This is a genomic window from Lysinibacillus sp. FSL K6-0057 (assembly GCF_038630885.1).
GTDB lineage: Bacteria > Bacillota > Bacilli > Bacillales_A > Planococcaceae > Lysinibacillus > Lysinibacillus fusiformis_F.
Window position 1 is genome coordinate 134,676 of record NZ_CP152047.1, and the last position, 23,453, is coordinate 158,128.

Annotated in this window: 22 protein-coding genes; 10 read left to right on the forward strand and 12 right to left on the reverse strand. The window is 38.7% G+C overall.

What is annotated here, in order from left to right:
* Nucleotides 1-5: 5 nt before the first annotated feature.
* Nucleotides 6-1,922: a tetratricopeptide repeat protein gene (locus MHB40_RS00685; protein ID WP_342442156.1), complete on the reverse strand. Its 1,917-nt coding sequence runs from the start codon at nt 1,920-1,922 to the stop codon at nt 6-8.
* Nucleotides 1,923-2,186: 264 nt separating this feature from the next.
* Between MHB40_RS00685 and MHB40_RS00690 the strand changes: the two genes are divergently transcribed.
* The 3 genes from MHB40_RS00690 to MHB40_RS00700 all read left to right on the forward strand — a co-directional run bounded on the left by MHB40_RS00690 (nt 2,187) and on the right by MHB40_RS00700 (nt 4,694).
* Nucleotides 2,187-2,900, forward strand: a complete 714-nt coding sequence (locus MHB40_RS00690; RefSeq protein ID WP_205446396.1) for a glycosyltransferase family 2 protein — start codon at nt 2,187-2,189, stop codon at nt 2,898-2,900.
* A gap of 84 nt (nt 2,901-2,984) precedes the next feature.
* Nucleotides 2,985-3,245 (forward strand): metal-sensitive transcriptional regulator, encoded by a 261-nt coding sequence (locus MHB40_RS00695; protein ID WP_004233098.1) that lies wholly within the window; start codon nt 2,985-2,987, stop codon nt 3,243-3,245.
* Between the two features lie 144 nt (nt 3,246-3,389).
* Nucleotides 3,390-4,694: a transglutaminase domain-containing protein gene (locus MHB40_RS00700; protein ID WP_342442157.1), complete on the forward strand. Its 1,305-nt coding sequence runs from the start codon at nt 3,390-3,392 to the stop codon at nt 4,692-4,694.
* 595 nt (nt 4,695-5,289) lie between these two features.
* Here MHB40_RS00700 and MHB40_RS00705 read toward each other — a convergent pair.
* The 7 genes from MHB40_RS00705 to MHB40_RS00735 all read right to left on the reverse strand — a co-directional run bounded on the left by MHB40_RS00705 (nt 5,290) and on the right by MHB40_RS00735 (nt 13,456).
* On the reverse strand, nt 5,290-6,237 hold the full coding sequence (locus tag MHB40_RS00705) for a BadF/BadG/BcrA/BcrD ATPase family protein (protein WP_342533694.1): 948 nt from the start codon (nt 6,235-6,237) through the stop codon (nt 5,290-5,292).
* Nucleotides 6,234-7,748, reverse strand: coding sequence for an argininosuccinate lyase (gene argH / locus MHB40_RS00710; protein WP_205446399.1), 1,515 nt, complete (start codon nt 7,746-7,748; stop codon nt 6,234-6,236). Before argH ends, MHB40_RS00705 begins: the two co-directional genes overlap by 4 nt.
* Nucleotides 7,749-7,775: 27 nt before the next feature.
* Nucleotides 7,776-9,482 (reverse strand): iron ABC transporter permease, encoded by a 1,707-nt coding sequence (locus tag MHB40_RS00715; protein WP_342533695.1) that lies wholly within the window; start codon nt 9,480-9,482, stop codon nt 7,776-7,778.
* Nucleotides 9,483-9,494: 12 nt separating this feature from the next.
* Nucleotides 9,495-10,565 carry an ABC transporter ATP-binding protein gene (locus MHB40_RS00720; protein ID WP_342533696.1) on the reverse strand — a complete coding sequence of 357 codons (1,071 nt, stop codon included), beginning with the start codon at nt 10,563-10,565 and terminating at the stop codon, nt 9,495-9,497.
* An 83-nt stretch (nt 10,566-10,648) separates the two neighbouring features.
* Nucleotides 10,649-11,755: an extracellular solute-binding protein gene (locus MHB40_RS00725; protein WP_205446402.1), complete on the reverse strand. Its 1,107-nt coding sequence runs from the start codon at nt 11,753-11,755 to the stop codon at nt 10,649-10,651.
* Nucleotides 11,756-11,954: 199 nt separating this feature from the next.
* Nucleotides 11,955-12,869 carry a DMT family transporter gene (locus tag MHB40_RS00730; RefSeq protein WP_342533697.1) on the reverse strand — a complete coding sequence of 305 codons (915 nt, stop codon included), beginning with the start codon at nt 12,867-12,869 and terminating at the stop codon, nt 11,955-11,957.
* A gap of 23 nt (nt 12,870-12,892) precedes the next feature.
* Nucleotides 12,893-13,456 (reverse strand): GNAT family N-acetyltransferase, encoded by a 564-nt coding sequence (locus MHB40_RS00735; protein WP_342533698.1) that lies wholly within the window; start codon nt 13,454-13,456, stop codon nt 12,893-12,895.
* A gap of 156 nt (nt 13,457-13,612) precedes the next feature.
* Here MHB40_RS00735 and MHB40_RS00740 point away from each other — a divergent pair, with 156 nt between their 5' ends.
* The 5 genes from MHB40_RS00740 to MHB40_RS00760 all read left to right on the forward strand — a co-directional run bounded on the left by MHB40_RS00740 (nt 13,613) and on the right by MHB40_RS00760 (nt 17,571).
* Nucleotides 13,613-14,560, forward strand: a complete 948-nt coding sequence (locus MHB40_RS00740) for a carbohydrate kinase (protein ID WP_342533699.1) — start codon at nt 13,613-13,615, stop codon at nt 14,558-14,560.
* Nucleotides 14,561-14,580: 20 nt separating this feature from the next.
* Nucleotides 14,581-15,012: a dual specificity protein phosphatase family protein gene (locus MHB40_RS00745; protein WP_342533700.1), complete on the forward strand. Its 432-nt coding sequence runs from the start codon at nt 14,581-14,583 to the stop codon at nt 15,010-15,012.
* A 695-nt stretch (nt 15,013-15,707) separates the two neighbouring features.
* On the forward strand, nt 15,708-15,911 hold the full coding sequence (locus MHB40_RS00750; protein ID WP_016992404.1) for a PLD nuclease N-terminal domain-containing protein: 204 nt from the start codon (nt 15,708-15,710) through the stop codon (nt 15,909-15,911).
* Nucleotides 15,908-16,792 carry an ABC transporter ATP-binding protein gene (locus MHB40_RS00755; RefSeq protein ID WP_205446407.1) on the forward strand — a complete coding sequence of 295 codons (885 nt, stop codon included), beginning with the start codon at nt 15,908-15,910 and terminating at the stop codon, nt 16,790-16,792. The genes MHB40_RS00750 and MHB40_RS00755 overlap by 4 nt, the downstream gene beginning before the upstream one ends.
* Complete coding sequence (locus MHB40_RS00760; RefSeq protein WP_342533701.1) at nt 16,789-17,571, forward strand: ABC transporter permease subunit; 783 nt, start codon at nt 16,789-16,791, stop codon at nt 17,569-17,571. Before MHB40_RS00755 ends, MHB40_RS00760 begins: the two co-directional genes overlap by 4 nt.
* A 54-nt stretch (nt 17,572-17,625) precedes the next feature.
* Here the strand turns inward: MHB40_RS00760 and MHB40_RS00765 are convergent, their stop codons facing one another.
* Nucleotides 17,626-18,279: a GAP family protein gene (locus tag MHB40_RS00765; RefSeq protein ID WP_342533702.1), complete on the reverse strand. Its 654-nt coding sequence runs from the start codon at nt 18,277-18,279 to the stop codon at nt 17,626-17,628.
* Nucleotides 18,276-19,037 carry a MerR family transcriptional regulator gene (locus MHB40_RS00770; RefSeq protein WP_342533703.1) on the reverse strand — a complete coding sequence of 254 codons (762 nt, stop codon included), beginning with the start codon at nt 19,035-19,037 and terminating at the stop codon, nt 18,276-18,278. Before MHB40_RS00770 ends, MHB40_RS00765 begins: the two co-directional genes overlap by 4 nt.
* 184 nt (nt 19,038-19,221) lie before the next feature.
* Here MHB40_RS00770 and MHB40_RS00775 point away from each other — a divergent pair, with 184 nt between their 5' ends.
* Nucleotides 19,222-19,926 carry a CBS domain-containing protein gene (locus tag MHB40_RS00775; RefSeq protein ID WP_205446411.1) on the forward strand — a complete coding sequence of 235 codons (705 nt, stop codon included), beginning with the start codon at nt 19,222-19,224 and terminating at the stop codon, nt 19,924-19,926.
* A 24-nt stretch (nt 19,927-19,950) separates the two neighbouring features.
* Here the strand turns inward: MHB40_RS00775 and MHB40_RS00780 are convergent, their stop codons facing one another.
* On the reverse strand, nt 19,951-20,670 hold the full coding sequence (locus tag MHB40_RS00780; protein WP_205446412.1) for a DUF421 domain-containing protein: 720 nt from the start codon (nt 20,668-20,670) through the stop codon (nt 19,951-19,953).
* Nucleotides 20,671-20,772: 102 nt separating this feature from the next.
* Between MHB40_RS00780 and MHB40_RS00785 the strand changes: the two genes are divergently transcribed.
* Entirely contained in the window at nt 20,773-21,978 is a 1,206-nt protein-coding gene (locus MHB40_RS00785; protein ID WP_342533704.1) for an MFS transporter, read from the forward strand.
* Between the two features lie 563 nt (nt 21,979-22,541).
* Here the strand turns inward: MHB40_RS00785 and MHB40_RS00790 are convergent.
* Nucleotides 22,542-23,228 (reverse strand): histidine kinase, encoded by a 687-nt coding sequence (locus MHB40_RS00790; protein ID WP_205446414.1) that lies wholly within the window; start codon nt 23,226-23,228, stop codon nt 22,542-22,544.
* Between the last annotated feature and the right edge of the window lie 225 nt (nt 23,229-23,453).

Sequence of the window (23,453 nt, forward strand, 5' to 3'; positions counted from 1 at the left end):
AATGTTTATTTAATATCTTCAAGTGACTTTTTCAGCCATCTTGTAGCCTCTTGATAGTCTTGTGCAACACCATGCCCTTTTTTGTAGAGCATACCAAGCTGGAATTGAGCTTTTTGATGCCCTTGATTAGCAGCGAGTCGATAAAGCTGGGCAGCCTTTGCAAAGTCCTTTGGTACGCCCTGTCCATGAATGTGCATTTGAGCTAATTGGTATTGTGCCTTCACATGTCCTTGTGATGCAGCCTGTTCAATCCATTTAGCTGCCTCTGTGTAATCCTGCTCTACACCTTTACCTTTATCAAATAAATTACCAAGTTGATACTGCGCACCTGCATGGCCTTGAATGGCAGCTAGGCGATAACACCTACGTGCCTCCTCAAGATTCAAGCTAACCCCTAATCCCTGTTCATATAGTAGGCCTAATTGATATTCAGCTTGAATATGTGATTGATCTGTTGCTGCTCGCCACCATTTCACGGCCTCCCTATAATTTATAGGAACGCCTGTGCCTGATGTCAGTAATAGGCCAAGCTCATACTGTGCATCTGCATAGCCTTTTTCAGCCGCAGCCATAAAATACGACATTGCTTTGGCTGGTTCTTGAAGCTGATATACATATAGACGTCCTAGCTCGAAGCCAGCGCTGATATGGCCATTGTCAGCGGCTAGCAGTAGCCACTTTTCTGCTGACACAAGATCCTGTTCTTTTTCATACAGTAGGCCAAGACAGTACTGAGCATTTAAATGTCCTTTATGTGCCGCTAGCTTGAACCATTTTAAAGCTTCTAGATGATCTTTCGTCATTCCTTGCCCAGTGTTGTAGAGCATTGCCAGTTGAAACTCTGCGTTCACATGGTCCTGTAAAGCAGCCATATGAAACCATTTTGCTGCTTCTTCTAGGTTTTGGGGAATACCACGCCCTTTAAGGTGCATATAGCCGAGATTATATTGAGCACTCGCATCTCCTGCTAAGGCAGCCATTTCGAAATAAGTGATGGCCTCTTCATAGCTTTGTTCTACACCTGTGCCATTGTGATAAAGGAAGCCTAGATTGTTTTGCGCGCTTGTATTACCTTGATTGGCTGCTAAGGTATACCACTTGGCTGCTTCGTGAAAGTTTTGAGACATGCCTAACCCTTGATTATAGAGTACCCCTAAATTGTATTGAGCGTCAGCATTCCCTAAATCAGCCGCTAATTGGTAATGACGCGCAGCCTCCATATAATCCTGTGTGACACCTTGACCTAGATGAAAAAGTACCCCGAGGCTATAGTGAGCATTTGCGTCATTCTGTGCGGCAGCTCGTTCATACCACATTTTTGCAAGCCTATAGTCTCTTTCCACCCCTCGTCCATGATTGTAAAGAGCACCTAAATTATATTGAGCACTTGCATCTCCGTTATGTGCCGCTACTTCAAACCATTTGGCTGCATGTGTGTAAGCCTCTGGCGATTGATCATGCTGGAGTATGTTTTGATCAAATATTGAAGGAAGCTCTGCAGCGTGAGAGGGAAGGCGTGCTGATCTGAAACTACGATCATAACGCTTCATAAACCATTCAACAATATCGCTAAGATAATCCAAAACAATTTTAGCTGCTTTGGCTTCCACAATGTCATTACTAGTATGGCTTGTCATTTTATGAATTAAATTCATCAATAAATAAATCCGACGAGGATGAATTTGCGCTACAAAACTTCGATTATTTAATAGCATTCGAACATTTTTGATTTTAGGTTCGGTATGCATTTCCAATCGATAAATCTCATATAAAATTTCCTCTAATACAAGAAGTGACTTTTGTAAAGATTCTGCTGGGGTTGAAATGGCGAGCAAACTAGCATCCTGTAAATTTTTAGCTAACTTTGTGAAGGACAACTGCCTTAATTTTTGACATTGTTCTTCAAGATTTTCGTAATGCATGACGATAGTACTCACCTCTTTCATTAATTACCTCGGCGTTATTGCAGCTGACCCTTCGCCTTTGCACAGATAAACATTCCGTCCTACGAGCCTTTTTGCAAAGCGCCTCTTTATCTCTTTGTTCATATATCGGAGAAAAATCGATATTATTGATATGTTTTAATGGGATTCATCAGTTGAATTGTTGCTGTGACATGATACTATTTGATATAAGGGAGATTCGTAGCTACGGAGAACCTGTCAGCCTTTAGGTGGGGGATCGAAATGAAAAATATTGCAGCCATTATACCAGCATATAATCCACAACAATCACTCATTACCTATGTACATCAATTATTAGCAACGACCATTACACAAATCATCATTGTCAATGATGGGAGTGATCAAAAATATAAGGATATTTTTGAAAATCTAAATAAAATTGAACGCTGCCAAGTACTACAGCATGACTGCAATATTGGTAAGGGTGGCGCACTTAAGACCGCCTTTGCATATATACGACAACAACAAGCAAGGTGCCATGGTATCCTTACAGTTGGAGCACATGGGCAACATACTTTACAAGATGTAAAGCTTGTCTTAACGATGACAAAGGTGTTTTCAGAAGGGATAGTGCTAGGTGTACGTAACTTTCGTTCAGCTGATAGTACATTCCTTTCTTATTGGGGAAATCGTGCAACAAGCTTATTTTTTGAGTTATTGTATCACAAGAAATTAATGGATACACAAACAGGTTTGCGCTATATTTCGATAAATGAGTTGCCTTGGCTAATGAAGGTAAAAGGTGAACGCTATGATTATGATACAAATATGTTAATTGCTGCACTTAAAAGAAAGTGTCCAATTTTCGAGGTAGAAATTGGGCAATTACGTATAAAGAAGAATTCAATAATCCAGTACGATGAAATAACAAACGCTGGTACCATTATTACGAGAATGCTCATGAATTATTTAAAGCCAAGGAATAGTAATGGCTAGGTTTAAATTTAAAATAATGAGCTAGGATAAAGAATAACCATTACTCATGAGAGCGTAGCGAGTATAAGAGAAGGAGCAATGTTTATGGAATATTCAGATCAAGTAAAAAATCGTGTAAAACGGATGGAAGGACAGCTACGTGGCATTTTGAAAATGATGGAGGAGGAAAAGGACTGTAAGGCAGTCATTACACAATTATCAGCAGTACGCTCTGCTGTAGACCGTACAGTTGGGGTTATTGTCAGTACAAATCTATTGGAATGTGTACAAAATGCTGAAGGGGATGGCGAAAAAATGAATGAGGCCATTCAGGAAGCAGTTAATTTAGTTGTGAAAAGTAGATAGAAGTTATGAATTTGTAATAAGAATACAAAAGACAGTAACTTAGAATTTTATTAAATCAACAAACAAATATTAACAAGCACAATTGGACCCTTAAGTGAGTTCTTTGTGCTTTTTTTGTATATAATGTAAAGAAGACGGTTGGAGGTGAGGAGTTTGTGGAAGAAATTAGCTATAATTGCCATTATTATTATTTTTATTGATCCCATTTATACGGCTGGTAAGGCGGTTGTTCAGCAGGTGGTCGATTGGACAAATAATGATGAAATAGAAACTATGCTTCTTTCAACAAAGGAGAAAATCGTAGATGTTACTGCAAGACTTTCAGATAATGCCTCAATTGAAACAGCCCTATCGATAGAAGATGTACATGAAGCGGAGGTAGCCCCTACAGCTCCACCAATTCAGAAACCTGAAACAAAGTTAGTCGTGACAAATGCCAAGGAAATGGCTGATGCGATGTATGCGTATTATAATAGCTTTTCACCGAAGTTTGAAATTCAATATAAAGGGAATACACAGCGAATTGAACAAATTGTAGAAGAGGCCTATAACAATGCTATTAAACGAGATGACTATGTTTACGGCCATGTAAGTAAACATTCAATTCGATATGAATATGGACGAAATAAAGCAACTATTTTTGGAGAGCAGAGCTATTTAATGACGCCAGAGCAGGCTGCTTATGTAGAGATGAATGTTCAAGAAATCATCGCCAAAATTAGTAAAAAATCTATGACGAATGTAGAAAAGGTAAAGGCTGTCAATGACTTTATTGTTGCCAATACTTCTTATACGGATCAAACGAATTCTAGTCCACATAGTGCTTATACCGTTCTTGCCGAGCATGGGGGAGTATGTCAGGGCTATGCATTACTTGCTCACTCTATGCTTCAAAAACTGGGTATAGAAACAAAATATATCGTGGGCTATGTAGGTCAAGAGGGACATGCGTGGAATCTTGTGAAGCTGGATGGACAGTGGTATCATCTCGATACGACATGGAATGATCCAGTACCAGATCGTAAGGGTGCAATACGTTACCAATACTTTTTAGTAGATGATCGTACAATGGCGAAGGATCACACGTGGATTGCTGAAGACTACCCGAAGGCAACAAGCACAATGTATAGTTATTATCATGATATTGACTTCCCAGCACAGGCTGGAGACCAATTGTTTTTTAGTAATATTTCAGATGACAATAAGTTATATGTACTTGATATGAAAACTGGTAAGACAAAGCGTGTCACAAATTCTCGTGCACAATATATCGTTTATTCGGATGGCTGGCTCTACTTTAGTAATTATTCCCGAGGGGCGTATTTAACAAAGATTCGTCCAGATGGCAGTGGAGAAGAGGTACTAAATAGGGAGGATACGAAGGATTTATTTATAAAGGATGGCTATCTCTATTTTACGACCAATGAATTGAAGAGAATGGCACTCTAAAACAAGAAAAGGGCAATGACTTATAAACAGTCATATGCCCTTTTCTTGTTGTTGAAAAAAGATGAAGTCAACGGCAGAAAAAGCAACTTGGCAAGGTGAGAGGTTGATTTCCGTTCCGCCAGCGTCCTTTTCAGGGGGCGTCCGATGAGCCGCTTCCCTCACTTACGTTCGCTCCAGGGTCTCATCTGGGACGCTAAATCCCCTAGGAGTGACGCTGGCTCCACTCTAATCAACCATGTGCAAAAGTGTCTTTCCTTATCTTACATACTAACCGTAGCGATCAAAATAGCCCATGATTTGTATAATTAGATAGGCTCTTATTTTCATTGTGTAGCGACAACACCCCTTCATAAAGAGTAGTGAAGACCTTCACTTTATTTGAAAATCGTTGCTAAAAAGTTAACATTTTGTAGGTTGGAGTGGAAGGCTACGTGACTCCCATGGGATAGCGAGACAGGCGAGCCTCTAAACGGAGCGATAGCAGAGGAAGCGATTCGGCGCTCGCCCACAGGAAAGCAAGTAGCCTGCAACGGAAATCCATTGCTACCTTTCAATTGACTGTTTTGTTTTTCAACACTAAGAAAAGGGCAATGACTTATAAACAGTCATATGCCCTTTTTGTACGTTCAATCAGATAAGTAATAGGCTGGTGCTGACAAAGTGTAATGTTCACTTGAGGATACATGGAGGTAATTTGCTCTGTGAAAATTTTTAAAATGAGCGGATTATGCTTCATGGCACCACCATTACAATAAAAAGAGAATGGTTCATTCTGATAGTTAATTTTTTTCAATACAGCCCTTGCTAGAAGGACTAGTTCGTGGGCAGCTTGTTGAGATATTTCGATGGCGCAAGGATCTTCTTGCTCGACTGCCTTTGCCACAAAGGAGCCCATCTTGGCCAGTTGTGAATTTGTATAGGAAGGGTGGAATAACCATTCAGCAAGCTCTGTAACATCCTGTATACCTAAAGACTGATAGACAGCTTCCTTTAAAATCGTTGGCCTACCACGACCATCCTCCATTTTAAATATAGCTCTTACGACTTCTTGCCCTAACCAATACCCACTTCCTTCATCGCCAGCCCGATGTCCCCAGCCCCCAGCACGTACAATTCGTTGTCCATTATAGGCATAGGCAATAGCTCCTGTTCCAGCAATGAGTAGTGCACCTGCCTGTCCAGCAGTCACACCTAATAGTGTGGCCTCTGCATCATTTTCAATAATCAGTGTATCGATTTGTAGCTCTGTGGTCTGAAGAGCGTTTTGAACAATGGTCACTACTGCTACATGATCCTTAGGAGAATCAATGCCAGCTAATGCAAAGGTAGCTACAGCAATTTGAGAATGAGGGTGCTTTAGCAAAAAAGTTTCAACATTTGCTAAAAGCTCTTGTAAGATTGCTGTAGCTGATTCAACACCAATGGCTTGATAATTAGAGCCCTTAGTGGATGTAGAATATTCAACGTTACCAGATTCAGCATGAACAACTGCACATGCTGTTTTTGTCGCCCCACCATCAATAATCAATAACCATTGTTTCATTGATTCCATTCCTCTAGAAAGGCTGTTAGTTCTTTTTCTGCTTCAATAATAGAGCTTTCCTTTAAGCGAATCCATTCATAAAAATCATGGGCATTCAATCTGGAGCGCTCAAGAGCATCCTTCATAGTAGCTGGAGCGGGACCACCCAGTAATGTTCGCACACCAACAAAAGATTCTGGTTTTAACGTCTTATAGAAATCCTCTTCCGAAATAGTTAATTCGTTGCCTGTAATCAATTTCGATTGTGTGTTTGCAAGGCCCCACGTAAGGCTAGCCAATGATTCCTCTCCATGAGCAAGTAGAACTTTAATACATTTACTAACAATACTATGCGCTTGACGGAACGAAATCCCCTCTGAACGTACTAACGTATCAGCGAGCTCAGTGACATTCGCAAAGCTATTCTCCGCGCGATTTTTTAATTTCTTTTTATTAACATCCATTGTAACAACAAGCGAACCAAACAACTCGTAAATGCCAATTAATCGGTCAATGGCGCGCCATAAATAAGGCTGCATATCATCCTCCGTGTCTACGATATCTCCAAACGGTGTATTATGTACCATCTGTAATACAGTGCTTGCATCTCCTACAACCGCAGATAGTAATGAGCGTGTATGTTCTATAGAAACAGGATTACGTTTTTGAGGCATAATAGAGCTTATTTGCACATATGGACTTGCGAGTGTAAACGCATTAAACTCCTGAGTAGCCCATAATAAAAAGTCTTGAGAAGTACGACCGAGATTGAGTGCGGCAAGCTGTACAATACTTGCAGCTTCGGCTATATAATCTGCTCCTGCAACAGCATCCCATGCATTTTCGATAATATCATCGAAGGCAAGTAAATCACGCATACGTTCTCTACTAATATTAAAGCCTGTTGTTGTTAAAGCAGCGGCCCCCATACTACTGCGATTGACCGTCTTATAAACATGCTGCATTCGTTCAAAATCCCGCTCTAGCTGGTCGATGACGGCCTTTAAATAATGAGCGAAGGTTGTAGGCTGGGCCTGCTGTGTATGTGTGTAGCCAATCATAATGGTATCAATATGTTCCTCAGCAGCAGCGATTAAATCATCCCGTAATGTTAGTAACTCGCGCATTAATAATAATAATTTTTTTCTTAATGTCATTCGATAGATGGCGATTCCCATATCATTTCGGCTTCTGCCAATGTGAAGATTTCCAGCAACATCACCAGCAAGCTCTATTAATTTATTTTCAATGCGGAAAAATAAATCCTCATATTGGGGACTGTAATCCTCTAAACGATAATAATTTAAGTCTATTTTTTTCAGAGCTATCCCAATTTGTTTTGCTTCATCTTTTTTTACAAGTCCTTGTTCTTCTAACATTTTTAAATGAGCAATATTGATTTGTAGCATGATTGTTAAAAAATTTTTCTTCGCCTCATCATAAGCTGGCTGTAAAACGATTTTTCGATAGATGTTAGAAGGGAATATCATCCCATCTTCCTGCTGTGTTTTGTTGCGAAAATCTTCAAACATTGTCATGGCCCCCTAATAGATTGGCAGTTAGATGGCTGTACCAGCACTGCCTTTTGATAGTTTTTCAGAAATAATAAGGACAACTAAAATTAAACAAATTTGTAAGACACCATAAGCACAGGCGGTCCCAAATTTAAATGCATATAATTTTTGGAATATCGCTACAGACAATGGAATAGTGGATGTACTGTAAATTAGAATGGATGCAACAAATTCACCAAAGCTTTGCACGAGGGCTAAGAGTGTCCCTGCTAAAATCCCGGTGAATGTTAAAGGCACGACAATACGTCTAAATGTATACCACCAGTTGGCCCCTAAGCCACGTGATGCCTCTTCAATCGATTGATCTAGCTGTACAAGAGAGGCGGATGTTGATCGAAAAACAAGTGGTAAATGTCGAATAAAGTAGGCTAATGGCAAAATCCAAAATGTACCGATCAATACTTGATTAAAACTAAAGATGCTTTCTGTACTAAAGGCAGCAATTAAATTAACAGCAACTACTGTTCCTGGCAAAGCCCAAGGTACCATTATCAAAATATCGAGCAAGGTTTTCCCTTTAAAATTTAAGCGCACCATAGCATAAGCGGCTGCGACACCAAATATGATATTGCCCAGTGTTGCAATGACACCCATTTGAATGGAGTTCCAAATGGGTCGCCATGTGCGCTCATCGGTAAAAAGGGCAATATAATGATCGATTGTATAGTCGGTCGGGAGAATTTGGGTTTTCCAAGCTCCATCCACAGAAAAGGATATCAATATCAGCACTAAAATAGGCAATATCAATATTAATGTGCCAACAAAAGAGGCAATTGTTGCTATAATTTTCACCTTTTTTGAGGATACCTCTGAACGGTGAACACTAATTCCCTTACTGAGATTTTGATAATTTCGGCGATTTTGATACCAACGCATGATGATTAAAAAAGTGATAGACACAAAGGATAATATCATCGACTGTGTTGCAGCCATCTCAAGATTCCCATTTGTACGTGATAAATAAATTTGCATTGTCATAGTGCGCTCCACACCAAACATTAAAGGTGCAGTATAAGAAGCCATAGAAATCATAAACACCAATAAGGATGAGGCAACAATAGAAGGTGTGAGCATTGGTAAAATAACCTTTGTCCATACGCGAATACGTCCTGCACCCAGACTAGTAGCAGCCTCTTCAAGAGCTGGATCAAGCCCCTTAATAGCAGCAGAGGCTGTTAAATAGAAGTACGTATACATTGTGAATGTATGGACGACGATGACTCCCCATATTCCCTTCAAGGCAAAAGGCACATGATCTAACCCAAATAGATGCTGCAAAATTCGTGGGAAAATCCCGCTATCCCCATATAAAAATGAAAAGGAAAGCACACCCACTAAAGGAGGAAGTGCCATTGGAACCAAAACTAAAACGGACAATATCCGTCTCCCAGGGAAATTATAGCGTTCTAGTAAAAAGGCCATCGTTACCCCAACAAGAGCACAGCAAATAACACTGACAAATGAAATATAAATACTGGTCCACAAAGCCTCTAAATTTGCTGGACTAGCTATATCAAAAAATTTCTTATAGTGAAAGAATGCTTCATCCCCTGCAAAGCTTTGGATGAAAGTTTGATAGAAGGGGTAAATCACATAGGCGAACAACACTAAAAATAATGGCGATATTAAAACATAGACAAACCAATTGGCTTGAAATATTCGCGTCCACACACTTTCAGACTGTTTCCCCATATTGGCTTCCTCCTATTCCCCTAAAAAGTACAGTGAATCTTGTGCCATATGGATGGTAATATCTTCACCGATCTTTTTGATTTGGTCATAAGAATTAATAAGCATTACTTTAAGTGAGAACGCCGTAAAATCTACAATGTAATTAACGCTAATACCTGTAAATTCTACGAATGTAATTTTTCCTGTTAATGTGTTATCACCAGTACCAAGTTGAATCGATTCTGGACGAATAGAAATAAATACTTTGTCTCCAATCATATGCGTTAAAGAGGGAGAGCTTTGTTGTTTTCGCCCAGTTAAAATATGTCCATTTACTGTTCGTACTTGTACATCATCATTCTCAATAGCCTGGATAGAACCTTCAATTAAATTAGTTTCACCAATAAAATTAGCCACAAAACGATCTTCGGGCTGATGATAAATTTCTTGAGGGGTCCCAATTTGCTTGATATAGCCATCTTCCATAACCATGATTCGATCCGACATGGACATGGCCTCCATTTGATCATGTGTAACGTAAATGGTTGTGACTCCCAGCTCAGATTGGATTCGTTTGATTTCAATACGTGTTTCCTCACGTAATTTTGCATCTAGATTGGATAGAGGTTCATCTAGCAATAAAATATCTGGCTCTATCACGAGTGCTCTAGCTAAAGCAACACGCTGCTGCTGCCCACCAGATAGCTCATTTATTTTTCTGTTGCCGTAAGCTGCTAGATGTACTTGTCCTCTAATTCGATCAACCTTGTGTTGAATCTCAGCCTTTGAAAATTTTCGAACTTGTAAACCAAATGCAATATTCTCATCAACCGTCATATGGGGAAAAAGGGCATAATTTTGAAATACCATGCCGATATTGCGTTTATTGGGCTGAAGTCGAGTGACATCTCGATCATCAAAAAGAATTTTGCCTTTAGTAGGGTAATAAAAGCCTGCGAGCATCCTTAAAGTGGTTGTTTTGCCACAGCCGCTAGGGCCGAGAAAAGTAAAAAATTCACCTGCTTTTATTTCAAGATTTAAATCTTTCACACCATATACTTGACCAAAATACTTCGAGACATTTTCGATTCTGACACTTTTCAATCATAAACTCCTCTCTAACAAAGAATCTAGATGATGCAGGAAGGTAAAAATTCGCTGCATAAGCCGAATTTTTACCCATTCTACTATTTACTGCGCCCTTTAATATTGTTATCCCAGTATTCCATCCATTCAGCTTCTTTGTCAGACATTAGCTGCCAATCAATATCGAATGTTTTTAAATCTAATTCCTGGTACCATTCTGGCATAGAGGCTTTGTCGATATCAGAACGTGTAGGAATTTGATAATAATCATTAGCTAATTGTGTTACCATCTCTTTTTCAAATAAAAACTCGACAAATAGTTTCGCATTTTCCAGGTTTTTCGCATTGTTTACAACTGCTACACCATCTACTAAAATAGGTGCTCCGCTTTTTGGATAAATATAATCAAAAGGATAATCTGTCGTATATTTTTTTAATAAAATATCTTGCAGATTCCATAAGGAGACACTGCCTTCTTGACGTGTTAGCTTTAAATACAAAGCATTAGGGTCTTGCGTGTACTCCTTTGTATTGGCATCTAATTGTAATAACCATTCATAGCCTTTATCAGGTGAATCGGCACCTTGTCGTACAATCATTGAGGAATAAATTGTGCGCATTGTACCTGACGCAAGTACACCTCTGATTAAAATTTGATCCTTCCATTTAGGATCTAATAAGTCATCCCAGTCCTGTGGACCAGTTTCTTTTGTTAGTAAATCACTATTAATCATAATTACTTCTGGTAACAACATTTCGCCGAACCATCGTCCATCTACATCTTTGTGCGTGGCATCAATAGCGTCAATAAAGCTCGGCTGCCAAGCATGTAGTAAGTCTTCATTTGCACCAACAATGAGAGCGGATTGTGTTCCACCCCACCAAAAATCTGCTTGAGGATTTGCCTTTTCACCACGTAGACGTTCTAAAATTTGTTGAGCACCCATCGTTAAAAATTCTACTTCAATGTCTGGATATTTTTCATTAAACTGATCGATCACATTTTGCACCATTTCTTCATCACGTCCAGTGTAAATCACAAGCTTGCCTGAAGGTGACGTTGCTGCTACTTCTGTTTTGTCGCCATCAGAAGCTTTGTCGTTATTTGCTGCATCATTTGTAGAATCTTGCTGATCATTGCCGTTACAAGCAGCTAAAACGAAAAGCATTACCATAAGGAAAAAACCAAGAATACGTTTTTTTTTCATCAACTTCCCCTTTCTTAAAGTAAGTTACTTGCATAATGCAGTATAATACCGAAGGGGAACATTAATGTTAGAATTATTAAAAAATTACATTTGCATTCATCATAGCGAAGTGCATGCTAGTAAGCAACGGCATTTCAATAAAGTTCAAAAAAACTCCTTAAAAAGGAATCATTCCATTTTTAAGGAGTTTTTTGTCAGTTTATGAATGTGCTTCTAAGAAGCTATCTTTTTGTTGACGTTGTGCAACAATGGTTGGCAGCATCATGCCAGCAATAACGAGAACAATCCCAATAATTTGTACAGTAGTTAGAGGTTCATGCAAAACAATAACGGAAACAGTAACCGCCACTGGTAATTCGATGGCACTTAAAATAGAAGCAAGCGCACCACCGATTTTTGGAATAGCAATCGAAAATAAATAAATCGGCAATATAATACCGAAAAGACCAAGTGCTAGTCCATATTTCCAGAGGCCTTGCATGAATAATTTGCCGTTCCAAATAACCTCAGGGTTAAGGAAAATACTAATCATAATAAGGGCCACAAAGGAAACGATTAATACCCTTGTTGTGGTAGTAACACCCTCGACAGGTCGGGAATTAAATTGAATGAAACATGCAAAAGTAACCGCTGCTGCAAAACCGAATAGCCACCCTTGAATAGGGATGTCACTTAAATCTACATTTAATACACCAGCAGCTAAAATGGTTCCTATAAATAAGATGACGATTGAAATCACTTCAGGTCTACTTGGTAATCTTTTATGAAGAGCACAATCAATCAGCAGACCAATCCATGTAAATTGGAATAACATGACTACTGCAAGAGAAGCAGGAAGATACTTTAAAGATTCTCCATATACAATCCCTGTTGCCCCCGTAAAAATCCCAGTACATATTAAAATAAATAAGCCCTTTTTGGACGGACTTGGTAATGTTCTGTCTGTAAAAATAAAGATAGCTATTACGAGTATAAAGCCAATAATATACTGGCTTGAAACAGCCTCTGCTGATGTAAAGCCATGCTGCATAGCTACTTTGATAATAGTCGACAAAATCCCGTAACTACTAGAAGCAATGACAATCAAAAGAGGGTAAATAAAATTGTTTTTCATCTATTCGTATTTCACTTCACTTCCTAAAACTGTTTAACCATATGGTGAAAAGGCTCATCAATTATTGACCATGGCTCCGTAATAACAAAGCCTAAGCGTTCATAAAGACGGCGAGCATCTTCTTTTTCGGTTTCAACATTTAATGATAATTTTGTATAGCCACGCTGCTTTGTCAGTTCTTCGGCAAATTGTAATAGCAATGTTCCGATTCCTTTACCACGTGCATCTGGTGCGACACAAACTGTATCAATGTAAGCCTCATCTTCATGGGCTTCTCGGTCAATAACAATGGATGGTGCATTTTTTGCTTCAAGCCATTTAACAAGGTTTGCGTCCATGTGAACGGCTTGTGCGCCGTGATAATAAACGAGAATCCCCAAAATTTGTTCATTTTCAGTAGCGACAAAAGTATTTAAATAAGAATGTCGATTGTCCTCACGTTGAAAAAGAACAGTCAGTTCTTGCATAACAGCCTCCGCTGATTGCTCGCCGGTTAAGCGATTAGCAATATCGCCAATTGCATCGATAATTAAAGGCACAACGGCATGGGCATCTTGTGGTTGCGCTTGTCGAATTGTAATACTCATTTTGATAATCCCTACCTTTCTATAGGCAAGTATAACAAAGATAGGGGATGACTCAAGTTATCCATCCTCTTATGAAGAAATGCCAAAAGTAAAAACCTTTATAGAATGACAATTTTCGTGTTAATCTATAATGACTAGACTTTCAGGAGGACTATCATGACAAAGCAAGAGAAGGATTTTATATTAGTCTATGGAGATGCTTTTATTGACTATATTGCTGATGATGTAACAAACACATCATTTACTAAATATATGGGTGGCGCAACGGTCAATGTTGCAGCAGGTATTAGCCGAATTGGTGCACCTTCAGCGTTAATTACAATTACGGGGGATGACGAGGGCTCGCAATTTGTGCGAGATGGGCTTGCCCAAGAGGGTGTGAAACTGGATTATGCCGTATTTAATCCAGCAAAACGAGTAAGTGGTGTATATGTGCATCTAACAGAAGCATGTGAGCGGATTTTTAAGGATTATGTTGATGAAACACCAGATTTACAAGTTGAACCCTCACAGCTAAATGAAGCAGCCTTTAAACATGCCTCTGCTTTAACAGTGTGTTCAGGCACGATGTTCCATCCAACAGCTCTTGCTACAACACGAGCAGCAGTAGAAATGGCTAAGGACAAGGGTGCAATTATTGCAATGGATGCAAATATTCGTCCATTACGTTGGAGCAGTGAAGAAATTTGTCGAGATACGATTACATCATTTTTTGAAGATGTCGATATTTTAAAGGTGACGGATGATGAGTTATTCTTCCTGACAGAGACAAGTAGCTTAGAAGAAGGGATCGAACAATTAAATAGCTATTTGGTGCCTATTATTTTAATTACCGTAGGAGAGAATGGTACTTATGCAGTTCTTAATGGTGAGGTTCTCCATGTACCGACTGAGAAAGTAGTGCCTGTGGATACTACAGGTGCGGGAGATGCATTTATGGCAGGTGTCCTGCGTGATGTCCATTACAATGGTTTACCTACAACTAAAGAAGAACTTGTGCGTTGTACAAGCTTTGGCAATAAATTAGGGGCTTTTGCCGCAACGAAAGCAGGCGCTTTAACAGCCCTACCATATTATGAGGATATTAAGCATTTACTAAAATAAACATGCGAGGCGTGAAGAATATGGAGAAAAACTACGATGTTTTAGTAAAGGATCAACTGTTCTTTGGCGGTGCAAAAGATGCAGAGGTTGCATTTGCACAAGAATCAGTTGATGTTGTGATAGATGTTCGTGTTCAAGGGCTATCCTCTCAAGAGCAGGAGAAAGTTCCTTATTCTTATAAACATATGCCTATAGCAGATGAAGATAGTGAGGTAGCATCATCCATCCAACAAGTAGCGAAGGAAGTTGCTTTAGCCTATGAGACAGGGCAGAAAGTATATGTTCACTGTGGAAGTGGTGGCGGTCGTGCAGGTGTTGCAGCTACCGCTGTACTAATGGAGTTGGGAATGGCCGATTCCTTAGAGGAAGCAGAGGCAGCAGTTAAAACAGCTCGTCCACAAGTAACCATTCGCCCAAAAATGGAAGATGCTCTGCAAAAACTTTATAAATAATAGAGAAGATGTACTAATTAAGGTACATCTCATATTTTTGAAAAACAAAACCATCAATAGAATTTTTGTGAAAGGTGAAAATGGTTTCCGTTGCAGGCTACTTGCTTTCCTGTGGGCGAGCGCCGAATCGCTTCCTCCGCTATCGCTCCGTGCAGGGCTTCGCCTATCTCGCTATCCCACGGGAGTCAAGTAGCCTTCCACTCCAACCTACAAAAGTGTTATCTTTTTAGCAAAGGTTTTCAGCTAAAGTGAAGATGTTCACTATTCTTTATGAAGAGGTGTTGTCACGCATCACTTCTCCACATTAAAAATAAGTGCCTCTCCTCTCTCTAATAAGACAAATAGTGGGCTATTTTGTTCACTACTACTAGTATGAAAGACATTTTCAGAATGGTTGATTGGAGTGGAGCCAGCGTCACTCCAAGGGGATTTAGCGTCACAGAGGAGACCCTGGAGCGAATGGAAGTGAGTGAAGCGGCTCATCGGACGCCCCCTGGAAAGGACGCTGGCGGAACGGAAATCAATCCCTCACCTTGCAAAGTTGTTTTTTCTGCTGTTGACACCATCTTTTTTCAACAACATGAGATGTACTAATTAAGGTACATCTTTTTTTATGGTGTAAGAGATATTTTGTTCTATACATATTAGAACAAAGTTGTTATAGTTAGTGTATAACAAATAATGAGGTGATCTGTATGATGGAGGAATTAGCAAAAGTTCCATGGGCAGTTATAGCACCGCTCATCATCGTTCAAATTATTTTGATGATCGTAGCACTTATTGATTTACGTAAAATTCATGCAACAAACGGGCCTAAAATTCTTTGGGTATTTATCATTATCTTTGCTAATCTATTAGGGTCAATTGCGTACTTTATAGTGGGGAGAAAGCAGTCATGACAACTTTACTTCAAGTTACAGGTTTGACCAAGCAATTTGCAGAGCACAAAGTTGTAGATAATATTCATTTCAACTTAGAGGAAAAAACTTCTACGGCTTTAATTGGTCCAAATGGAGCTGGCAAGACAACCACTTTATCTATGTTAACGGGGCTTTTAAGACCGACTGCTGGAAGTGTAAAGATGCTAGGTAATGATTTACGTGCGAATATAGGTTTTTTACCACAATATCCACAGTTTCATCCTTGGCTAACTGCGTTAGAGTTTACAGAAATGGCTGCAAGGTTGAATGGTGTAGCAGCCAAAAAGGCTAAGTTAGAAGCACAAAAAACCTTAGAATTTGTAGGGTTAGGGGATGCCCAACATAAAAAGATAGCCACTTTTTCTGGTGGGATGAAGCAGCGACTTGGTATTTCCCAAGCAATAGTGCATAAGCCTAAATTACTGCTTTTAGACGAACCAGTTTCAGCATTAGATCCCGTTGGACGTAGAGAAGTGCTCGATTTATTAAAAGGATTACAACAAGAGACGACTATTTTATACTCAACGCATATTTTAAATGATGCTGAAGAAATGACAGACCAACTATTATTCTTGCAAAATGGAAAGCTCGTAGAACAGGGAACATTACGTGAGGTACGGCAACGTTTTGATGAGCAAAATTATGTTATTGAATTTGGCAGTGAAGAAGAGGCTAAGCTTTTTGCAAATCCATCTAATCATGTAATCGGTTGTTATGTCTATATTGAGATAGTGAATGAGGAGCCAACGATGAAGAAGTTGCTTCAACGTTTAAGTGAATGTCCTTATACAATTAGAAAGGTAGAGCGACAGACAGCATCTCTGGAAGAAATTTTCATGAAGGTGGCGAAAAAAGCATGAGAGGATTCAATGTACTTCTGCAAAAGGAATTTAGAGAAGCGTGGCGGAGTTGGAAGTTTCTATGGATTCCTCTTGTGTTTGCTCTGCTTGGAATGAATGATCCACTAACAAACTACTATATGATGGATATTTTAAATGCTGTTGGGAATGTACCAGAGGGCTTTGAAATGCTGATGCCAGAATTAATGCCACTTGATTTAATTCAAGCTGCTATCGGGCAGTTTCAAACGATCGGCTTATTGGTGATGATGGCTTCGTTTGTAGGGGCTATTAGTAAGGAACGAGCTAATGGTATGGCAACATTATTATATGCTCGGCCCATTTCATTTGGCGCATATTTTTTAAGTAAATTTGTTGTCATGAGCACCATTTGTTTTGTTAGTATTTTAGCTGGGTTTGCTGCTAATGTCTATTATACAAGTATTCTATACGGAACGTTGGACATTGGTGCACTGTTAATAAGCTTTTCGACGTACTATATATGGTTGCTATTTGTGATAGCTGTTACGTTAATGATGAGTGCCAGTTTTAAAACAGTTATTGCTACTACATGTGCATTTACATTGATCTTTGTTGGGCAAATCGTCGATATGATTGTAGGAATCTTTTGGACAATATCACCGTGGAAACTAGCAAGCTACGGAATTGCAAAATTTCGAGGAACAATAGAGGTGTCAGATTACTGGTGGAGCTTAATAATTACGCTAGCATTGACAATCATCTGTATCAGCATTGGCATCGTGATGATGAAAAGAAATGCGTCTATGACAAAAATCTAAAGAGTATAAAACGGTAAAAACCCAACTTATAATGGGTTTTTACCGTTTTTCGTTTTAAAACATCCCACCATTTATAAGTAAAATTAGTCCCAAAAAGAACATGATCCAAGAAAGGGTAGAACTTGTTCTTTGATCAAAAAGTGTTTGAATTTTTCTTAAAGGTTTATTCATAAATCGGCGAAATAATAGATGTAAGCACAGTAGGATAATCCCAGGTGCAATCATTACCAAATTGTAACCTGCCAATAAAGGTAACCATTCATAAAACGTTAATTGATTACTCGTTAAAATACCTATTGCGGTGAAATAGGGAAGGGCGGTTGCAACTTCTAAAATAGAAGTTGTGAAACCTAAGGCTACCATAGAGGTCACATGTAAAGACTTTGGTTTAGGTGCTCCATTTGCCTTTCTTTTTGGTACTAACCAACTGCCGATAAATAAAATTGCTCCCACAATGGTCATGATAAATCGAGCTGAGTAGCTAGTTAGCAAATTAGAAATCGGATCGAACATGACACCTAGACCTAACATTAAAAAAATCCCAGTACTAAAGTAAAACAAGGCAACAGTCATTAAATAGGTTAATAAAAGGCGGATTTGCTGCTTTTTAGCTACAAGCAATACATAGACAGACACACCAATAATAGAAGGACTAAACATGTCTAATAAAGCTAAGGCACCTATCAGTAGCAACATTTCTATGTTCATGGTTGTGACTTTCCTGACGCCTGTTTTTTTGATTCATAAATATGAAAAGCCTGCTCAATAAAATGTAGAAATTCTTCCTCTAAAGGATATAATCCCATTTGCTCAGATTTGTGAGGTGACCTTCGTATAGTCCACATCTTCTCTAAAAACTCATCATTTCCTTTGTATTCTACTTCGGTCTTTTCCATCATTCGTTTGATAATAAACTGAACGGAATCTGCTTCAGGGCTTTCCTTCCGAAGCTGCTTTAATTGACCCAATAAGCCAATCCACTCTAAAGAACTAGGATCATTTCGGTTTAAATTAGGCAATTTTTGAAGAAGGTCCATTTCGGCAGCTGCAAAAATCTGCTGGCGGAAAGTTTGCTTTTTATCTCGTTCTTGACTCGAAAGCTTAATGTACTTTTGGATAAGGGACTCTGTTAACCCACCTTCGATAGAAGAAGCATTCTTTAATCCAAGGATGGCGTTCTTCATCTGCTGTAGTTTCTTTTGTTCCTCTGCTACAAAAGCTAGCTGATGGTCTAAACTTGCTTCCCACTCCCAAGAATTATTGATAAGTGTCTGAATTTCTTTCAACTTGAAACCTAATGTTTTTAAAAATACAATTTGTTGTAATGTTTTTAGCTCATTCTCGTCATAAATCCTGTGTCCCCCCTCGGTCTTTGCTATAGGAAGTAACAAGCCAATCTCCTCATAGTAACGTAATGTGCGAACAGAAATACCAGTTTGTTTTGATACATGATGAATCGTAAGCAAAATAACGAATCCTCCTCCCTGTTAATGACATTATATAAAATGACGTAACGTCACTTTCAAGAGGGAATGTAAAACTACATTCTTGGAATCTCCATAACTTAGGAATATAATGGGGGTGTAACTCGAAATTTGTCAAATAACTCGGAAAATATATAGACTACTATAGAAAGAAGGGACATGAAAAGTGGGAACTGAAAATTCCGATCGTTTCCTGACAGCGTTTAATCGAATAGATCATAGATTACGAGATATTGTAGGTGCTAAAGATTTTATGCCTTTTTATCGACTTATTGATCAAGCAAAGAAAAAGGATGTCTTGGTGAAGAAATATGAAGATGATCTACGCTCCTATGCCGACTTACGAAATGCGATTGTGCATCATCGTACCTCTTTACATTATGTGATTGCAGAGCCACATACCGATGTTGTAGAACGAATTGAATACATAGATGCTACTCTCGCTAAGCCAACGCTTGTGGGGCAAATGTTCCGTAAAAGAGTACTGATTTTTCAAGAAAATGATTCTTTAAAACATGTTTTAAAAGTGATACGTCTGCGCAAATATACACAATTTCCCGTTTATTATAATAAGCAATTTAAGGGGCTAATCACGACAGTAGGAATCACCAATTGGCTTGCTTCAAAGATGGGTGGCGATCATTTACCAAAAAGAATTCCAACATTGCATGATATTTTAATGCATGAGAAAAATAGAGTGAATTATAAATTTGTCAGTAGATCTATATCCATCTATGAGGCTGAGGAGATATTTAAACAGGGGGTCGAAAGAGGGAGGCGATTTGAGGCATTATTAATAACGGAGCATGGTCAACCACATCAAAAATTACTCGGTATTATTACACCATTAGATATTGTCAAAATTGATTAACAAAAAACGAGACTAGACAAGCAATTAAGGGCTTGAATGTCTCGCTTTATCTTTTAAGCTAATGTACAGGGAACCATTTGTTTGGACTTGAGCAAAATAAACTTCTTCTACGGAATGCACATTTTGCTTTTTCAATTTCTTCATGACCCAGTCTTCTGTCAGCTCTATTTCAACAATATTTTCTATAATAAGTTGACCATCAGAAATGACTTCTGTAGGAAGATAAGTAGGCGGTGATACGTCTGCTTTAACATCCTGCTTTGTAGCCACCTGTTCAGAGGTTTTTTGTAGCACACTGAGTTTCCCGTTCGTTTCTAGTAAGGCATATTCAACGTCCTGTACAGAGAAAATGGCTTGTTCACGTAGCATCATTGTAAGCTCATCTAGATGAAGACGATTTTTTTGTAGTGCTGATTCTAATATAAGACCTTTTTGAATAACAATCGTTGGCTTATCATCAATGAGAACGCGAGCTTTTTTAGATTTAATCGTAATAACGGTCATCAAATACGTTAAGGCACTCCACCAAACGAGGGAAATCATACCATCTAAAAATGGTGTTTCTTCCTGAGAGGCAATTTCTGAAGCGATCGACCCAAATGTAATGCCGGTAATATAATGGAAGAATGTTAACTGGCCCAATTGTTTTTTTCCAAGTATACGCGCCAGAATAAGTAATGCAAAAAATGAAAGTGTTGTTCGAAGAATCATTTCCCAAAAATGAGCATGAATAAAGCTTTCCATGCATATATCAACTCCTTTTACAGCTGTCAAACTATAGCTTGTGCAAAATGGTCGATAGTATGCGACAATCATGTATAACCAAAATAAGAGTGAGGTGGCAACATGAATAAACAATTAAATGTAACAAATCCAATGTATCCAATTATGATTGCAATCGGTGTTGCTCACCTTATCAATGATACGATGCAAGCTGTTATCCCAGCGATGTTTCCCATATTTAAGAGTGAATTAGGTTTGACCTTTACACAAATTGGTATGATTTCTTTTGTTTTAAACATATTTGCTTCTGCCTTACAGCCTGCTGTAGGCTTTATCAGTGATAAAAAACCAATGCCCTATGCTTTACCTATTGGTATGATTAGTTCATTTATAGGGATTGCCATTATAGCGTTTACAACACAGTATTGGATTATTATTATTGCGGTATTATTTATCGGTTTTGGTTCAGCTATCTTTCATCCTGAGGGATCAAGAGTTTCATTTATGGCAGCTGGCTCTAAAAGAGGACTTGCTCAGTCTATCTATCAGGTGGGGGGGAATTCAGGACAAGCTCTTGCACCGTTAATTAGTGCTTACATCTTTGATATTCTCGGGCAACGAGGTGCTGCGATCATATTAGTTATTGCAACGTTCGGTATCATTTTATTAAGTAAAATTGCAACATGGTATAAAAAACAATTGGAGCAGGAGCGTATAGCGAAGAAAAAACGTGTACTCGTCTCAACATTGCCTCCTTTAACAAAGAAACAAGTAGGAATTGCGTTAACGTTATTATTTACAATTATTTTTGCACGATCATTTTATACAACAAATATAACTAGCTTTTATGTGTTTTATTTGATGGATCACTATGATGTCAGTCTTCGACTAGGGCAAATATTAATATTCACCTTTATGGCATTTGGGGTAGTAGGTACATTTTTCGGAGGCTCTTTATCAGATCGTATTGGTAGAAAGAATGTCATAATTCTTTCTGTTGTAGTACCAATGCCATTTTGTTTAGCATTGCCTTATGTACCATTATGGGCCGCTATGATATTTTTAGTCATTATCGGTACATTAATCATGATTAGCTTCTCCGTAACGGTGGTCTATGCTCAAGAGCTAGTTCCAACAAAAATTGGCACAATGGCAGGTTTAACAACGGGCTTTGCTTTTGGTATGGGAGCAATAGGGGCAATGGTTATCGGGGTTTTAATGGATCATAAAGGCATTGATTTTACAATGATTGTCGTTTCATTATTACCTTTATTATTACTAGTAGCCTTCTTCTTACCGAAGGATAAACCAGCATCTGCTGCTGTCTAATAAAAAAACGCGTATCTACGCGTTTTTTTATTCTTAGTGTTGAAAAACAAAACAGTCAATTGAAAGGTAGAAATGGATTTCCGTTGCAGGCTACTTGCTTTCCTGTGGGCGAGCGCCGAATCGCTTCCTCCGCTACCGCTCCGTGCAGGGCTTCGCCTGTCTCGCTATCCCACGGGAGTCAAGTAGCCTTCCACTCCAACCCACTGACTTTTTAGCAAAGGTGTTCAAATAAAGGGAAGGTGTTCACTACTCTTTATGAAGAGGTTTTGTCACGCTTCACTTCTCCACATTGAAAATAAGAGCTCATCCCCTCTAAGAATACAGATAATGGGCGATATGATCGCTATGCTACTATGAAAAACAGTAAAGACACTTTGCAGAATGGTTGATTGGAGTGGAGCCAGCGTCACTCCTAAGGGATTTAGCGTCACAGAGGAGACCCTGGAGCGAACGTAAGTGAGTGAAGCGGCTCATCGGACGCCCCCTGGAAAGGACGCTGACGGAACGGAAATCAACCCCTCGCCTTGCAAAGTTGCTTTTTCTGCCGTTGACATCATCTTTTTTTATTGTCTTAATGGAGCTAAAAATTCTGCTGGCAGTTTCTCCTGATCGACTACATAGCCCTCTGAAATATGAACTTCATGCATTTTATCGTTGTAAGTAAATTTAAAGATGCCATTGTCAAAATCTGTGCCAATTTCTTTGAAAAATATACCCTCAATCGATACATATTTAGGACATGTAAATGCTACTTTAAAGTTATCCTGCTCTTTAATTAAGTAAGCACGTACTCCTTTTTCATATGTTTCATTTGCATCATCGTCTGTTGGGCGTTGAACAGCTACAATATGAAAATCAACAAAAGGAACTTCTTTTAACAGTACATTTAGGAACGAACCTTTAGTAATTTCCTCCCAACGGCTTTGTGCGCTTTGCCCTACGATAATTTGCGAAATGCCATAATTCTTTGCGACTTCTGCAATAACTTTTTGTATGGGGCGTTTTTCATTATCTTGCAAAATAAATTTTTCAACCTCAAGCTCATCTGATAACTTCTTCCATTGCTCTATATAACTAGATTTCTCTGCGTCAAATGCATCAAGGGGTTGCGAATCGACTGAAAGAATATAGAGTGGGCAATCAAGCATTGTGGCCATCTTATGACCACGATGTATTAAACGCTCGCCATTTAAGCCGTAGTAAACACAAACTAATATACTTTCATCCAAACGCCCTTTTACATGCTTCATAAAAAATGTACACCTCTTATCTGTTGGTATTTTGTTAATTTCACTGTTGATTTTGAAAAAATTATCCTAAAACAGCTAAAATCAATGCTGTTACAGTGCATTATGCTCATTTATATTGTATACTTAAAAATGTATAAAAGTTAACGGAAATATATTGGAAAACCCTTGAAGGATGAAGCTTAAATCAATAATTTGAAATTATTTAATTTATGCATTCTGTGCATC

Bases quoted from the DNA above. Each gene is read 5' to 3' on its own strand.
- MHB40_RS00685 (WP_342442156.1), bottom strand. From the start codon at position 1,922: ATGCATTACGAAAATCTTGAAGAACAATGTCAAAAATTAAGGCAGTTG.
- MHB40_RS00690 (WP_205446396.1), top strand. From the start codon at position 2,187: ATGAAAAATATTGCAGCCATTATACCAGCATATAATCCACAACAATCA.
- MHB40_RS00695 (WP_004233098.1), top strand. From the start codon at position 2,985: ATGGAATATTCAGATCAAGTAAAAAATCGTGTAAAACGGATGGAAGGA.
- MHB40_RS00705 (WP_342533694.1), bottom strand. From the start codon at position 6,237: ATGAAACAATGGTTATTGATTATTGATGGTGGGGCGACAAAAACAGCA.
- argH (WP_205446399.1), bottom strand. From the start codon at position 7,748: ATGTTTGAAGATTTTCGCAACAAAACACAGCAGGAAGATGGGATGATA.
- MHB40_RS00715 (WP_342533695.1), bottom strand. From the start codon at position 9,482: ATGGGGAAACAGTCTGAAAGTGTGTGGACGCGAATATTTCAAGCCAAT.
- MHB40_RS00725 (WP_205446402.1), bottom strand. From the start codon at position 11,755: ATGAAAAAAAAACGTATTCTTGGTTTTTTCCTTATGGTAATGCTTTTC.
- MHB40_RS00730 (WP_342533697.1), bottom strand. From the start codon at position 12,869: ATGAAAAACAATTTTATTTACCCTCTTTTGATTGTCATTGCTTCTAGT.
- MHB40_RS00735 (WP_342533698.1), bottom strand. From the start codon at position 13,456: ATGAGTATTACAATTCGACAAGCGCAACCACAAGATGCCCATGCCGTT.
- MHB40_RS00740 (WP_342533699.1), top strand. From the start codon at position 13,613: ATGACAAAGCAAGAGAAGGATTTTATATTAGTCTATGGAGATGCTTTT.
- MHB40_RS00745 (WP_342533700.1), top strand. From the start codon at position 14,581: ATGGAGAAAAACTACGATGTTTTAGTAAAGGATCAACTGTTCTTTGGC.
- MHB40_RS00750 (WP_016992404.1), top strand. From the start codon at position 15,708: ATGATGGAGGAATTAGCAAAAGTTCCATGGGCAGTTATAGCACCGCTC.
- MHB40_RS00755 (WP_205446407.1), top strand. From the start codon at position 15,908: ATGACAACTTTACTTCAAGTTACAGGTTTGACCAAGCAATTTGCAGAG.
- MHB40_RS00760 (WP_342533701.1), top strand. From the start codon at position 16,789: ATGAGAGGATTCAATGTACTTCTGCAAAAGGAATTTAGAGAAGCGTGG.
- MHB40_RS00765 (WP_342533702.1), bottom strand. From the start codon at position 18,279: ATGAACATAGAAATGTTGCTACTGATAGGTGCCTTAGCTTTATTAGAC.
- MHB40_RS00780 (WP_205446412.1), bottom strand. From the start codon at position 20,670: ATGGAAAGCTTTATTCATGCTCATTTTTGGGAAATGATTCTTCGAACA.
- MHB40_RS00785 (WP_342533704.1), top strand. From the start codon at position 20,773: ATGAATAAACAATTAAATGTAACAAATCCAATGTATCCAATTATGATT.
- MHB40_RS00790 (WP_205446414.1), bottom strand. From the start codon at position 23,228: ATGAAGCATGTAAAAGGGCGTTTGGATGAAAGTATATTAGTTTGTGTT.